12 protein-coding genes are annotated in these 14808 nt (G+C 65.8%); 8 read left to right on the forward strand and 4 right to left on the reverse strand.

Features of this window, described 5'->3' with window-relative positions:
* The first annotated feature begins 52 nt into the window (after positions 1 to 52).
* Entirely contained in the window at positions 53 to 508 is a 456-nt protein-coding gene (locus XI04_RS31390; RefSeq protein ID WP_049801853.1) for a MarR family winged helix-turn-helix transcriptional regulator, read from the forward strand.
* Between the two features lie 192 nt (positions 509 to 700).
* Here XI04_RS31390 and XI04_RS31395 read toward each other — a convergent pair whose 3' ends face one another.
* Both XI04_RS31395 and trhA read right to left on the reverse strand, forming a co-directional pair.
* Positions 701 to 1495, reverse strand: coding sequence for an SDR family oxidoreductase (locus XI04_RS31395; protein ID WP_028140405.1), 795 nt, complete (start codon positions 1493 to 1495; stop codon positions 701 to 703).
* Between the two features lie 53 nt (positions 1496 to 1548).
* Positions 1549 to 2244 carry a PAQR family membrane homeostasis protein TrhA gene (trhA, locus tag XI04_RS31400; RefSeq protein WP_097668844.1) on the reverse strand — a complete coding sequence of 232 codons (696 nt, stop codon included), beginning with the start codon at positions 2242 to 2244 and terminating at the stop codon, positions 1549 to 1551.
* A gap of 178 nt (positions 2245 to 2422) precedes the next feature.
* On the opposite strand from trhA, the gene XI04_RS31405 reads away from it, so the two are divergent.
* On the forward strand, positions 2423 to 3892 hold the full coding sequence (locus XI04_RS31405) for a YcjX family protein (protein WP_028140407.1): 1470 nt from the start codon (positions 2423 to 2425) through the stop codon (positions 3890 to 3892).
* Positions 3889 to 4917: a YcjF family protein gene (locus XI04_RS31410; protein WP_028140408.1), complete on the forward strand. Its 1029-nt coding sequence runs from the start codon at positions 3889 to 3891 to the stop codon at positions 4915 to 4917. The genes XI04_RS31405 and XI04_RS31410 overlap by 4 nt, the downstream gene beginning before the upstream one ends.
* A gap of 113 nt (positions 4918 to 5030) precedes the next feature.
* Here XI04_RS31410 and XI04_RS31415 read toward each other — a convergent pair whose 3' ends face one another.
* Positions 5031 to 6686 (reverse strand): glycosyltransferase family 39 protein, encoded by a 1656-nt coding sequence (locus XI04_RS31415; RefSeq protein WP_049801854.1) that lies wholly within the window; start codon positions 6684 to 6686, stop codon positions 5031 to 5033.
* 264 nt (positions 6687 to 6950) lie between these two features.
* On the opposite strand from XI04_RS31415, the gene XI04_RS31420 reads away from it, so the two are divergent.
* From XI04_RS31420 to XI04_RS31435, 4 genes are all read left to right on the forward strand, one after another.
* Positions 6951 to 8684, forward strand: a complete 1734-nt coding sequence (locus XI04_RS31420; RefSeq protein ID WP_028140409.1) for an adenylate/guanylate cyclase domain-containing protein — start codon at positions 6951 to 6953, stop codon at positions 8682 to 8684.
* A 323-nt stretch (positions 8685 to 9007) separates the two neighbouring features.
* Complete coding sequence (gene sorA / locus XI04_RS31425; RefSeq protein ID WP_095426730.1) at positions 9008 to 10207, forward strand: SorA family sulfite dehydrogenase catalytic subunit; 1200 nt, start codon at positions 9008 to 9010, stop codon at positions 10205 to 10207.
* Positions 10208 to 10220: 13 nt separating this feature from the next.
* Positions 10221 to 10529, forward strand: a complete 309-nt coding sequence (gene sorB / locus XI04_RS31430; protein ID WP_049801858.1) for a SorB family sulfite dehydrogenase c-type cytochrome subunit — start codon at positions 10221 to 10223, stop codon at positions 10527 to 10529.
* 208 nt (positions 10530 to 10737) lie between these two features.
* Entirely contained in the window at positions 10738 to 10938 is a 201-nt protein-coding gene (locus XI04_RS31435; protein ID WP_008134691.1) for a cold-shock protein, read from the forward strand.
* Positions 10939 to 11108: 170 nt separating this feature from the next.
* Here the strand turns inward: XI04_RS31435 and XI04_RS31440 are convergent, their stop codons facing one another.
* Positions 11109 to 11570, reverse strand: coding sequence for an Lrp/AsnC ligand binding domain-containing protein (locus XI04_RS31440; RefSeq protein ID WP_018317238.1), 462 nt, complete (start codon positions 11568 to 11570; stop codon positions 11109 to 11111).
* A 113-nt stretch (positions 11571 to 11683) separates the two neighbouring features.
* Between XI04_RS31440 and putA the strand changes: the two genes are divergently transcribed.
* Positions 11684 to 14695 carry a bifunctional proline dehydrogenase/L-glutamate gamma-semialdehyde dehydrogenase PutA gene (putA, locus tag XI04_RS31445; protein ID WP_028140412.1) on the forward strand — a complete coding sequence of 1004 codons (3012 nt, stop codon included), beginning with the start codon at positions 11684 to 11686 and terminating at the stop codon, positions 14693 to 14695.
* The last annotated feature ends 113 nt before the right edge of the window (positions 14696 to 14808 follow it).

Raw genomic sequence — 14808 nt, forward strand, 5'->3', positions numbered from 1 at the left:
GCCGCGTTGCGCCTATAGTTGTATGATACAACTATAGGCGAGGAGTCAAGGGATGGCCGAGCTTGCGCTCATCGACGACATTCGCGCCGCCTCGCGGTTGATGGTGCGCGAGCTCGGCTTCATGGATGCGACGGTGGCGGCCTCGGACTATCCGCCCTCGGCCGTGCACACGATCCTGGAGATCGGCATCCGCGGCCCGATGACATCAGGCGAGCTCGGCGATTTCCTGCGGCTGGAGAAATCCAGCGTCAGCCGCCTGGTGCGCAAGCTGATCGATTGCGGCGAGCTCAGGGAGACGCCGGATGAGAATGATGCACGCAGCAAGCTATTGTCGCTGACCGCGAAGGGGCGGCGCACGCTGGAGGGGCTGCACGCGTTCGGCCGGCAGCAGGTGCGCGGCGCGCTGGCGGCGCTAACGGCGGCGGAACAGCGCACGGTGCGCGAGGGCATGATGCTCTATGCGCGGGCGCTCAGGCAGAGCCGGGGGGAGGAGACGTTGCCTCGTTAACCACCGGTGTCGTCCCTGCGAACGCGGGGACCCATACCGCGTGATTTATCCGTAAAGCGCAGGTGTCAGTACCGCGCGCAAGAACATCTACCAGTGTTCGCCAAACTTCTCCCTGTGGTTATGGGTCCCTGCTTTCGCAGGGACGACAGCGAGCTTTTGGCGCGAGTATACGTCAGCTCACCGACCTGAAGGTCACTTCCCGAAATCCTCCCGCATCCTGGCCTGGATCTTGGCCATGCCGCCGATCCAGCGATCATAATTCTCGGTCTTCTTGCGCATATAGCCGAGCACTTGCGGATGCGGCAGGATCAGGAACGTCTCCTGCTCGAGGCCGGCGAGCACGTCTTTCGCGACCTGCTCGGGCGTGAGATCGCCGTCGCCGGATTGCGGGCCTTTCGGGATCGAGCGCAGCATGTTGGTGTCGACACCCTGCGGGCAGAGGATCGAGACCTTGATGTTGTCAGCCTTGTGCGAGATCGCGAGATTCTCGGCAAAGCCGACCGCGGCGTGCTTGGTGGTGGAATAAGCGGGGCTGCCGACCTGCGACAGCAGGCCCGCGGCCGAGATCGTGTTGAGGAAATAGCCACCGCCGCGCGCCTTCATGCGCGGGATCAGATGCCGCGCCGCATAGACATGGGCCATGACGTGGATCGCCCAGCTGCGCTGCCACGGCTCGTCGGAGGCTCCGCCGGCATTGACCGACATCGGATCGAAGCCGCCGCCGATGCCGGCATTGGAGCAGAACAGGGCGATGGGGCCGAACTGCCGCTCGGTCTCCTCGATGACGTGCGAGATGTCTTTCTCCTGCGCGACATCGCATTTGAAGGCCGCGCCATCCACCATGGCCGCAACCGCCCGCGCATTGGCGGCGTCCATGTCCGCGACGACGACCTTGGCTGCGCCCGCATTGTAAAACGCCTCGCACAGCGCCTTGCCGATGCCGTTTGCGCCGCCCGTGACGACCACGACCTTGCCGGTCACCTGCATGCGACGTCTCCTCTTGTCTTATACCGCTTCTTGGAAGACCCCCTGGGTCTTGCTCAGCTCAACATGAGGTCGAGCACCGCGGTATAATGGCACGCCGCGCCGGCCAACACAAAGCCGTGCCAGATCGCATTCTGGAAACGCAGCCGCCGCCAGGCATGGAAGATCACGCCAAAGCTGTAGAGCAGCCCGCCCGCAAGGATGAAGCCCAGCACCAGCGCGGGCAGCGCCCGGACCACGGCGTCGTAGAGCATCACGCCGCTCCAGCCCATCGCGAGATAGATGCCGACCGAGACGCGGTCGAACCGGCCGGGATAGAAGAGCTTCAGCACGATGCCGAGGATGGCGACGCACCAGACGCCGGCGAGCAGCACCAGCGCGAATCCGCTGTCCTTCACCTCGAGGATGAACGGCGTATAGGTCGCCGCGATCAGCAGATAGATCGCGGAGTGGTCGAACCGCCGCAGCAGCCATTTGGCCGGCGACACCGGCCAGAGATTATAGGTCGCCGACAGCACCAGCATCGAGAGCAGGCCGGCGACATAGATCGAGACGCCGACGATGTCGGTCGCATCGGCATAGATCGCCGTCAGCACCACCAGCACGGTCGCGGCGATGAGGCCGGAGAGGACGCCGATCGCGTGGATGATTCCGTCGGCGATCAGCTCGGTGCGGTCGTAATTCCAGCCCATCACGTCGGCTGCGGCGTGGACGGAGCTGGAGGCGAACTCTTTCAGTTGGAAGACGGTCATGGCAATCCGCAAGATGAGGCAATGTCCTCTTGTATGGGTCTTTCGGGATCGGCGCGTCGTTCAAACGGCTGATTTTCCGACAAAGACGGTGGAAGTATGGAGCTTGATTTTCTTCACGCAATTGCCACTTTTGTGATCGGTCACACAGTCCAGCCGCTCCCGATCCACTAACGTTCATATGGCATTCAGTTTCCAGGATATGGTCGAAGAAGCGCGCTTGTCCGCGCAGGCGCTGATCGACTATGGCGAGCACTTCTTCAACCCGACGGTGCGGTTAGGCGTTACCGGCCTGTCGCGGGCCGGCAAGACCGTGTTCATCACCGCGCTGATCCACGGCCTCACCCGCGGCGGCCGGTTTCCCGTGTTCGACGCTTACGCCTCGGGCCGGATCGCGCGGGCGCATCTGGCGCCGCAGCCCGACGATGCCGTGCCGCGGTTTGCCTATGAGAGCCATCTGCGCGCGCTGATCGAGGAGCGACGCTGGCCGAACTCGACCGTCGACATCAGCGAGCTCCGGCTCGTCATCGACTATCAGCGCCCGAACGGCGCCGACCGCACGCTGACACTCGACATCGTGGACTATCCCGGCGAGTGGCTGCTCGACCTGCCGCTGCTGCAGAAGAGTTTCGAGCAATGGTCGGCGGAGAGCCTGGTCTTGTCGCGCGAGGCGCCGCGCGCGCATCTTGCGGGCGAATGGCACGCGCATCTGGCAACGCTCAAGCCCGACGCGCGCGAGGACGAGCAGGCGACGCTGACGGCCGCAAAACTCTTCACCGATTATTTGCGCGCCTGCCGCGACGAGCGCTTCGCGATGAGCCTGTTGCCGCCCGGCCGCTTCCTGATGCCCGGCAATCTCGCAGGCTCCCCGGCACTGACCTTCGCGCCCCTCGAGGTGCCCGCAGGCGGCCAGGCGCCGGAGGGATCGCTGTGGGCGATGATGGTGCGCCGTTTCGAGGCCTACAAGGACGTCGTGGTGCGGCCGTTCTTCAGGGATCATTTTGCCCGGCTCGATCGCCAGATCGTGCTGGCCGATGCACTGTCCGCGTTCAACTCCGGACCCGAGGCGCTGCACGATCTCGAAGCAGCCCTCGCCGGCATTCTCGACTGCTTCAACATCGGCCGCAGCACGATCCTCTCCAGCCTGTTCCGTCCGCGCATCGATCGCATCCTGTTTGCAGCGACCAAGGCCGACCATCTGCACCATTCCAGCCACGACCGGCTCGAGGCCGTATTGCGCCGCGCCGTCTCGGGTGCCGTCGCGCGCGCGGAAAATACCGGCGCGGCGATCGACGTGGTGGCGCTCGCCGCGGTGCGCGCCACGAGAGAGGCTCAAGTCGCGCGCGGCCGCGACAAATTGCCGTCGATCCTTGGAACACCGGCCGCGGGCGAGAGCGCTGGCGGCGAATTCTTCGACGGCAACACGGAGGTTGCGACCTTTCCGGGCGACCTGCCCCTGGATCCCGAGCCATTGTTCAACGGCAATGCCGCGTTCCGCGGCCTTGCGACCGAGACCGCCGGGACAAGCGACTTTCGTTTCCTGCGCTTCCGCCCGCCCACACTCGACCGCGAAGGCTCCGAGCCGCCGACGCTGCCTCACATTCGCCTCGACCGTGCCTTGCAGTTCCTGATCGGAGACAAGCTCGCATGAACGACCGATCGAAGCCACGGCGGCCGGCGACGTTCCGGCTCGACGATCCCGGCGTCGTCGTCACCGAAGCCGACGAGACCAGCCGGCTCAGCCGCGCCACCATCCAGATCACGCCGGAGCCCGATCCCCTGGCGCTTCCGGTCCCAGTTCAAGCGGCGCTGCCGGCGCGCCGCGGTTTTCCCTGGGGTACGCTGTTCTGGTCAGGCCTCGCCGGGCTGACGCTGCTCGGCACCGGGCTCGGCGTGGTGCATCTGATCGAGGACCTGTTCGCGCGCAGCGAAACGCTCGGCTATGTCGGTCTCGCCTTCGCGCTCGTCACCGCGCTTGCGCTTGCGGTGGTGATCGGCCGCGAGGCAGTCGGTCTGGCGCGGCTGGCGACGATCGAGCAGTTGCATGCGCGCGCCGCCGCCGTGCTCGCCAGCGACGACCGCAAGGAGAGCCGCGTCATCGTGCAGGATCTGCTCAAGATCGCGCACCAGAACCCGCAGCTCGCCCGCGCCCGCGCGACGCTGGAGAGCCACACCGGCGAGATCATCGACGGCGCCGACATGATCCGGCTCGCCGAACGCGAGTTGATGTCTCCGCTGGATGCGGAGGCGCGGCGTCTGGTGTCGTCAGCCGCGCAAAAGGTTTCGATCGTGACCGCGGTGAGCCCGCGCGCGGCGATCGACGTGCTGTTCGTGTTCGTCGCCGCGCTGCGCCTGATCCGCCAGCTCGCTTATCTCTACGGCGGGCGCCCCGGCGCGCTCGGCATGATCCGACTGCTCCGCCACGTCATCGCCCACCTCGCCATCACCGGCGGCATGGCCGCGAGCGACAGCCTGGTGCAGCAGATGCTCGGCCACGGCATCGCGGCAAAGCTGTCACAGCGGCTCGGCGAAGGCGTGCTGAACGGATTGCTGACGGCACGGCTGGGCCTGGCGGCGATCGACGTCACGCGTCCGCTGCCGTTCGCCGCGCTGCCGCCGCCCAAACTGTCGGATCTCGCGACGGATCTCTTGCGGAAGAAGGACGACGAGGCGTAGCTTCTTCGCCTCTCCCCGCGTGCGGGAGAGGCCGGAGCGCATCGCCAGATGCGATCCGGGTGAGGGGGACTATCCGCGAGTTCAACTGTCACCTCCCCCGCGGAGAGTCCCCCTCACCCCAACCCTCTCCCCGCAAGCGGGGAGAGGGAGAGGAAAGCCAGCACCTTCCACCAAAACAGCGGCGAATCCTTCGACGGCGACAGCTCGGGGGTCCAGCCGGTGAGCTTTTCGATCACATAGGTGTCCGCGAGAACACCGCGCCAGCGGCGCTCGACTTCGCCGAGCTGCTCGCGCTTGGCTGGGATGTTCTCCCATAGCGAGGAACGATCGTCCGGCTCGCGGCCGACATAGATGCCGGCATGGCCCTTGATCCGGTCCAGGCCGGGATCGCGGAAATCCTGGAAGCGGCCGCGCTCGTTGATCTCGATGACGGGCACGCGGCCCCTGAACAGCCAGCGCATCATCGCGTAGGTGCGATAGTCCGTGGTGGCGATCCAGGTCGCGCCGGTCTCGTCGAGCGCGGCCTGCGCCCGCGCGGCGACCTGCTCATAGCCGGCCTCGGCGCCGATCGGATCGATCTTGCCGAGGAGATTCCAGGGCGCTGCGACGTAATAGAGGAACACGATGACGACGAAGGCGATGCCCGAGCCGACGGCTGTCTTGGCCCAGAACACCGACGATCTCAGCATACGGGCCGACCAATCCTCCTTCGCCATCGCCGCGAGGTTCACGGCGGCCGCGGCGAAACCGACCGGCCACATGAACATCGGCCAGGTGTCGCCGACCCGAAGCGTGGTCGACTTCGCGAGGAAATACAGAAACGGCACCAGCACCGCCGTCGACAAGAGAATTCCAACGGGCTCGCGCGCGCGATAGCCGCGCCATGCCGTCAGCACCAGCCCGGTCAGCACCACCGGCAGCATGACGAAGCCGACCAGGCCGAACTGCAGGCCGATAAAGTCACCGATGGTCCGCAGCGAGATGCCGTAACTGGCGGTGGCGCGTACGCCCTGGAAACGAAACGAGGCCCAATCGTGCTGCGCATTCCAGACCAGCACCGGCGAGAACACGGCTATTGCGACCAGCACCGCGAGATAAGGGTAAGGACTGCGCAGCCAGCGCCAACGCCAATCCGGCACCAGCAGAAAGGCGGCAACCGCCGGCGCGAACATGATGGCGGTGAATTTCGACAGCATCGAGAGGCCGGCGAACAGACCGGCCGCAAGCCACCAGCGTCCGTCGCCGCTTTGCGCGAGCCGCACCAGCGACCACATCATTGCCACCGCAAACGGGATCATGGCGACATCGGGCGCGACCTTGGCCATCAGCAGGCCGTAATAGAGCGCGGCTTCCGGCATCAGCACCGCGAACAATACGGCGCGCACATCATGGGTGAGGCGGCGGACGACGTCGGCAAGCAGGAGCTGCGTCGCCAGCATCGCGACGATGCCGCCGAAACGGACCCCGAGCGTGGTGTCGCCGAAGATCGCGGTTCCGAAACGGATCAGCCAGGCGATGCCCGGAGGGTGATCGAGGAAGCTGAGCGCGCCCTCCTTCGACCAGGTCCAGTAATAGGCCTCGTCGGTGCGCAGCTCGATCGCGCCGGCGTAGACGATGCGCAGCAGCGTCATCGCGGCGATGACGAGCACGGCGATGACGAGGGGCCGGCGCGCGGCGCCACGGGGAAACACGGTGATATCAGGGGATGTCGTCACGGCCGCGCTTTTCGCCAACCTGGGAGGGGGAGTCAATGTCGGCTGTCCAGACATAGGTGTCGTCCCGGGCAAGCGAAGCGCAGACCCGGGACCCATAACCACAGGGAGGGGTTATGGCACGAGCTGGTAACCACGAGTCTTCGCCAAACCCGACCCTGTGGCTATGGGTCCCGGATCGGCGCGCGCTTAGGGCGCGCTTGTCCGGGACGACGGCGGAGTGTGAGGCGCCTTCCCGGGCATGTGATCCCCGAACCTGTCCACATCGGGAATTAACCGCTACGCTGGCTGTTCTCCTTCATGAACTGATACAACCGAATCATGGCCACCGCTGCTGCATCCATCTCCGAACTCGTCCGCGGGACCAGCGTGCGGCAGGTGCGGCTCGTCTGCGGCGTGATCCTGTTCTGTTATGTGATCAGCCATTTCCTCAACCATGCGCTCGGCAATATTTCGGTCGAGGCTATGGAGGCCGGAGTCTACTACCACACCGTCTTCTGGCAGTTCCTCCCCGTCTCGATCGTGTTCTACACCGCCGCGCTCACGCATATGGGGCTCGGCATCTATGCGCTGTATCAGCGCCGGCAGTTCCGCTGGCGGACGATCGAGCCGCTTCAGCTCGTGCTGGGCCTCAGCATCCCCGCGCTGATCATGGGGCACGTGGTCGGGGTGCGGCTCGGCTACACGCTGTACGATCACCAGAAGCTCTATCCGCAGGAGCTCTATCTGTTCTTCGTCGCAGCGCCGGGACGGCTCTGGCAGATGACGATCCTGCTTCTCATTGCCTGGGTGCACGGCTGCATCGGGATCTATTTCTGGCTCCGCCTCAAGCCGTTCTTCACGCGCGCCGCGCCCTATCTGCTTGCCGCCGCGGTGCTGGTCCCGACATTGTCGCTGCTCGGCATCTACCAGGGCGGCCGCAGCGTCGCGATCGAGGCCGATGACGGGGAATGGCGCACGCACAATCTCACGCGACGCCAGGTCGGCACGGTCGCGGAAGGCAACACGCTCGATCGCATCACCGGCGCCTTCACCGTCACCTATTTTGGGCTGCTGGGCCTGGCGCTGGCGGCACGCGGCGTGCGGGCCTGGCGCGAGCGGCGCGGCGGCATGATCGCGTTGTCCTACGGCAACGGCAAGACGGTGCGGGTTCCCAAGGGTCTCTCCGTGCTGGAAGCGAGCCTGCGCCATAATCTGCCGCATGCCAGCGTCTGCGGCGGCCGCGCCCGCTGCTCGACCTGCCGCATCCGCGTCATCGGCGATCATGGCGTCCTGCCCGAGCCGTCGCAGCGCGAGGCCTTCGTGCTCACCCGCGTCGGCACCAACGACCCTTCGATCAGGCTGGCCTGCCAGCTGCGGCCGACGTCGGATCTGTCCTTCTTCCAGCTCTTCACCCCGCAAACGTCGTCGGCCAACGCGCAGGCCTCGGCGCCGGCGAGGATCGGCCAGGAGCGCTATCTCGTCAGCCTGTTCGTGGACATGCGCGGCTCGACCCAGCTCGCCGAGAAGCGGCTGCCGTTCGATACCGTCTTCATCGTCAACCGCTTCCTCGGCGCGGTGTCGCAGGCCGTGATCGAGAATGGCGGCCAGCCGAACCAGTTCGTCGGCGACGGCATGCTGGCGCTGTTCGGACTCACGGCCGATCCGCAAACCGCCTGCCGGCAGGCGCTGAAGGCTGCCAGCGGCATCGCCACCCATATCGACGAACTGAACGAGCTGCTGAGCCACGATCTTCGCCAGCCGATCCGCTTCGGCATCGGCATTCACGGCGGCGAGGTCATCATCGGCGACATCGGCTATCGCGATCACATCGTCTTCACGGCGCTGGGCGATGCCGTCAACGTTGCCGCCCGCCTGCAGGACATGACCAAGACGCTGGCCTGCGAGGCGATCGTCTCGGACGAAATCCGCGGCACCGCGGGCCTCGCCGACGATACGCTGCCGCAACAGGAGGTCGCGATCCGCGGCCGCGACGAGCCGATGGCGGTCCGCGTGGTGGCCGATGCGCGGGGGCTGACGGCGCTGGTCGATCGAAGCGAGCGCGTCGCGGCCTGATGTTCGCCTCTCCCCGCCTGCGGGGAGAGGCCAACGCGCGCAGCGCGGCGGGTGAGGGGGACTCTCCGCGAGTCCAACTGCTTCCTCCCTCGCGGAGACTCCCCCTCACCCCAACCCTCTCCCCGCAAGCGGGGCGAGGGAGCACACCGCCGCCGCGGTGAGAACTTGGCCACATGCATGTCTCCGTAACACCGGCCTGCTGCAACGCAGCGGCATGGGCCTGCTGCGAAAGCACGAATTGACTTCGTTCAAATCGTTGCGACAGATGAGCGCGGCTCGCGGTGATGACCGCGGGCCAACGAAAAGCTCCGGGAGGGGACCAGATGTTCGATCGCCGCGACCTGCTCAAAGGAGCGGGGCTTGCCGCCATGGCGGCCACACTGAATGCCACCAGGGCGTTGGCACTCGACACCGTGACCCTGCCCTTCGCCAATGGCGAACGGCCGCTGGTGAAATACCCGCAGAAGCGGCCGATGATCGGCCTGACCAGCCGGCCGCCGCAGCTCGAGACGCCGTTCGCGATCTTCAACGACGGCCCGATCACGCCGAACAATGCGTTCTTCGTCCGCTATCACCTCTCGGACCTGCCCTACAATCTCGACCCCGACAAGTTCACGCTGGAGGTCAAGGGCAAGGTCGACAAGCCGCTGAAACTTTCACTGAAGGACATCAGGAAGATGAAGGCGACCGAGATCGTCGCCGTCAACCAGTGCTCCGGCAACAGCCGCGGCTTCTTCGAGCCGCGCGTCGCCGGCGGCCAGCTCGCCAACGGCGCCATGGGCAATGCGCGCTGGCGCGGCGTGCCGTTGAAGGCGGTGCTGGAGATGGCCGGCGTGCAGAGCGGCGCCAGGCAGGTCACCTTCAACGGCATGGACGGGCCGGTCAGCGACAAGACGCCTGACTTCGTCAAGGCACTCGACATCGCTCACGCCAGTGACGGCGAGGTGATGCTGGCCTATGGCATGAACGGCGAGGATTTGCCGTTCCTCAACGGCTTTCCGCTGCGCCTGATCGTGCCCGGCTATTACGGCACCTACTGGGTCAAGCATCTCAACGAGATTACCGTCATCGACAACGTCTATGACGGCTTCTGGATGAAGTCCGCCTATCGCATTCCCGATACGCCTGATAACGCGATCGAGCCCGGCACCGCACCGAAGGCGACGATCCCGATCAACCGTTTCACCATCCGCTCCTTCATCACCAGCATCCCCGATGGCGCCAAGCTGAAGGCGGGAGCTGTGACCCTGCGCGGCATCGCCTTCGACGGCGGCAAGGGCATCAAGGAGGTCCAGGTCTCCACCGACGGCGGCAAGACCTGGGTGAGCGCCAAGCTCGGCAAGGATCTCGGCAAATATTCGTTCCGCGAATGGAAGCTGCCGGTGAAGCTTGCGGCGGGAAGCGTTGAGCTCAAGGTGCGCGCCACCGGCAATGGCGGCGAGACGCAGCCGGACGCGCCGCGCTGGAACCCGGCGGGATACTTGCGCAACGTCGTCGAAACCGTCCGCGTCACCGTGGCCTGAAAGGAGAATGACCATGCAGCGCACCATTCTCCTCGCCGTCACGCTCGCCCTCGCCACCGGCCTGACGGCCGTGACCGCGGCGCCCGTCAACTACCAGCTTCCGGACGAGGTCGCCGCCTTCAAGGCGGGGCCCAATCTCGAAATCGTCCAGGCCAATTGCAGCGCCTGCCACTCGGCCGACTACGTCAAGACGCAGCCGCCGATGAAGGACAAGAAGGGCTTCTGGCAGGCCGAGGTGACCAAGATGATCAAGGTCTATGGCGCACCGATCGACGATGCGGATGTCGGCAAGATCGTCGATTATCTGGCGGCGACGTATTGACAGACAGCGCGCAGCACGCCGGCCATTTGACCGCGAAACGGGCAAAACCGGCAAAAACGCCGCGAAGTTGAGCGGAATTCGGCGAAAGGCCGATGTGGTTTGAGCTACCAAGCCGGCCACATTCCGCGTATCCTGTTAGGACCGAACCGGCCGGTTGGCGGGGACTGGCGGTTCGAGATCTCGGAGGAAGACCCGCGGAGAAGTCGTGATGGCTAAAGGTACGGTCAAGTGGTTCAACCCGACGAAGGGTTATGGATTTATCCAGCCTGCGTCGGGCGGCAAGGATGTGTTCGTGCATATCTCGGCAGTGCAGAAAGCCGGTCTGTCGTCCCTGAACGAAGGACAGACGGTGGAATACGAAGAGATCGCAAACCGGGGCAAGACCTCCGCAGAGAACCTCAAAGTATAAGCCCGCCAGCTTTTGCTGCCTCCCGGATCGATCCGGGGGCCGGGCCAAGAAAATTTTAGAAGACGGCCAGTGCATTCGACGACAGGCGTTGCGACTGCACACGGAGAGCTATTTTCCCGCGAGGACCGCCCGTTCAACGCCTCAGCAATGACAATCGCGACGGCACTTCGTCAGCCCACCGGTAACGGTGCGTCGCGCTTGATCTCCTCCATCACCGCATAGGTCCGCGTCTCGCGCACGCCCGGCATCGACAGCAGGGTCTCGCCGAGGAAGCGTCGATACGCCGCCATGTCCGCGAGCCGCGCCTTCACAAGATAGTCGAAGCCGCCGGCAACCATGTGACACTCCAGAACTTCAGGCGCGAGTTTCACCGCGCGCGCAAAACGTTCGAAATTGTCCGGCGTGGTCTTGTCGAGCAGCACCTCGACGAACACCAACAGACCGAGGCCGAGCCGGTGCGGGTTGAGCCGCGCGCCATAGCCTTCGACAAAGCCCTCCCGCTGCAAGCGCTTCAGCCGCTCGCCGATCGAGGTTGGCGACAACCCGATGCGCTCGGCGAGTTCGACATTGGCGATGCGCCCATCCTCCTGCAAAATCGAGAGGATCTTCCGGTCGATTCGATCGAGTTCCATGTTTAATCAGGCCAAGTTGCTTCTTGTCTTCATTTTCTAAGGCAAATTGGCTAGATTGTCTATCGAACTACGGTCACGCGGGCCTTATCCTGGATCTAGCCACAGGACACGCCATGCCGAACATCCCGCCGCCCTTCACCGCCCCCTACGCGCCCGATGATGCCGAGATCGCCGCGCGCCTGTTGCCGGCATCGCATCTGTCCGCGCCGCAGGAGGCCCGGATCGACCGCACCGCGACCCGGCTGATCGAGGCGATCCGCAAGCGCGACGACCGTCTTGCAGGTAGTCTTGGCGGGGTCGAGGACATGCTGCGGGAGTTCGCGCTCTCGACCAAGGAGGGGCTGGCGCTGATGGTGCTGGCCGAGGCCCTGCTGCGCGTGCCGGACGCGCGCACCGCCGACCAGTTCATCGAGGACAAGCTCGGCGAGGGCGACTTCATCCACCACGAGACCAAGTCCACGGCCTTCCTGGTCAACGCCTCGGCCTGGGCGCTCGGCCTGTCGGCGCGGGTGATCCAGCCCGGCGAGACGCCCGACGGCACCATCGGCCGTCTGGTGAAGCGGCTGGGCGCACCTGCGGTGCGCACCGCGACGCGCCAGGCGATGCGGCTGATGGGCAGTCATTTCGTGCTGGGCGAGACCATCGAGCAGGCGCTGGAACGGGGCCGGCCGCGCTCCGGCCAGAAGCCGCGCTATTCCTTCGACATGCTCGGCGAAGGCGCGCGCACGGCCGCCGATGCCAGGCGTTATTTCGATGCCTATGCGAGTGCGATCGAGACGATCGGCAAGTCTGCGGGCAGCAATCCCCTGCCCGACCGGCCCGGCATCTCGGTCAAGCTCTCGGCGCTGCATCCGCGCTTCGAGGCGATCAGCCGCGACCGCGTGATGGCCGAGCTGGTGCCGCTGCTGCTCGACCTCGCGCGGCGCGCCAAAGCGCATAACCTCAACTTCACCGTCGATGCCGAGGAGGCAGACAGGCTCGAGCTGTCGCTCGAAATGATCGCCGCAACGCTCGCCGATCCCTCGCTGAGAGGCTGGGACGGATTTGGCCTCGCGATCCAGGCCTATCAGAAGCGCGCCAGCGCGGTGATCGATTACGTCGACGCGCTCGCCCGCGCGCATGACCGCAGGCTGATGGTGCGGCTGGTCAAGGGGGCCTATTGGGACACCGAGATCAAGCGCGCGCAGGAACGCGGGCTCGACGGCTATCCCGTGTTCACGCGCAAGGCGATGACCGATCTGAACTACGTCGCCTGTGCGACGAAGCTTTTGAGTCTTCGGCCGCGCATCTTTCCGCAATTCGCCACCCACAACGCGCTGACCGTCGCGACCGTGCTGGAGCTTGCCGGGAAGAGCGGCGGATTCGAATTCCAGCGCCTGCACGGCATGGGCGAAGCGCTCTACGAGCAGCTCGCCAAGGATCATCCTGATATCGCTTACCGCACCTATGCGCCGGTCGGCAGCCACCGCGATTTGCTGGCGTATCTTGTGCGTCGCTTGCTGGAGAACGGCGCCAACTCGTCGTTCGTGGCGCAGGCCGCCGATTATCGCGTTCCGGTGCCGGCGCTGTTGCAGCGACCGGCGGACGCCATCGTCCGGCCGCAAGCGGCGGCGCATCCCAAAATCCCGTTGCCCGGTGATCTCTACGCGCCGGAGCGGCGCAATTCGCGCGGCGTCGAGTTCGGCGCACGCGTCGCGCTCGATCATTTGCTCGCTGACGTCAAAGCCGCAGCGACCGAGCTCGAGCCGATTGCGGATGCCACGCCGGATCAAGCCAATGCGGCAGTGACTGCCGCGCGTGTCGGCTTTGCGGCCTGGAGCCGGACACCTGCGGCCACGCGCGCGGCGGCGCTGGAGCAGGCCGCGCATCTCCTGGAGAGCCGCAGCGCCCGCTTCATCGCGCTGCTGCAAAGCGAGGGCGGCAAGACGCTCGACGATTCGCTGTCGGAGCTGCGCGAGGCCGCCGATTTCTGCCGCTATTATGCCGCAGAGGGCCGCAAGCTGTTCGGCGTTGATGCGGCAATGCCAGGCCCGACCGGCGAAAGCAACGCGCTCGCGATGCGTGGCCGCGGCGTCTTCGTTGCGATCTCGCCGTGGAATTTTCCGCTGGCGATTTTCCTCGGCCAGGTCACGGCGGCGCTGATGGCTGGCAACAGCGTGGTGGCAAAGCCCGCCGAGCAGACGCCGCGCATCGCGCGCGAGGCCGTGGCCCTGCTGCACGAGGCCGGCATCCCGAAAGATGCGCTGCATCTCGTTGTCGGCGACGGCCGTATCGGTGCCGCCCTGACCGCGCACGCTGATATCGCGGGCGTCGTCTTCACCGGCTCGACCGAGGTCGCCCGCAACATCAACCGGACGCTCGCCGCCAAGGATGGGCCGATCGTGCCGCTGATCGCGGAGACCGGCGGCATCAACGCCATGATCGCGGATGCCACCGCGCTGCCCGAGCAGGTCGCCGACGACGTCGTGACCTCCGCGTTCCGCTCCGCCGGCCAGCGCTGCTCGGCGCTGCGGCTCTTGTTCGTGCAGGAGGACGTCGCCGACCGCATGATCGAGATGATCGCGGGCGCGGCACGCGAGTTGAAGATCGGCGATCCCCGTGACGTCGCGACCCATGTCGGCCCGGTGATCGACATGGAGGCCAAGCAGCGGCTGGACGCCCATATCGCGCGGATGAAGACCGAGGCGAAACTGCACTTTGCCGGGACGGCGCCGCAGGGCTGCTTCGTCGCGCCGCATATCTTCGAGCTCGGCGACGCCGGCCAGCTCACCGAGGAGGTGTTCGGCCCGATCCTGCACGTCGTGCGCTACCGTGCCGAAAACCTCGAACGCGTGCTGCAGGCGATCGAGCGCACCGGCTACGGCCTCACGCTCGGCGTCCATTCCCGCATCGACGACACCATCGAGGCCATCATCGACCGCGTGCAGGTCGGCAACATCTACGTCAACCGCAACATGATCGGCGCCGTGGTCGGCGTGCAGCCGTTCGGCGGCAACGGCCTGTCCGGAACCGGTCCCAAGGCCGGCGGCCCGCACTACCTCGCGCGCTTCGCGACCGAGCAGACCGTGACGATCAATACGGCCGCAGCCGGCGGCAATGCGGCGTTGCTTGCGGGGGAGGAGTGAGGCCCTGCGCCTGATGCCGTTGCATCCCGGCAAAACATCAGTCTAATTGCTCCATCACCAGCCCGCACCAATTCCAGCGCGCGGGAAACGACAAGAGCGAGGGAGCAACGCCG

Origin of the sequence: Bradyrhizobium sp. CCBAU 11430 (assembly GCF_028128855.1) — a bacterium.
GTDB classification, from domain to species: Bacteria; Pseudomonadota; Alphaproteobacteria; order Rhizobiales; family Xanthobacteraceae; genus Bradyrhizobium; species Bradyrhizobium ottawaense.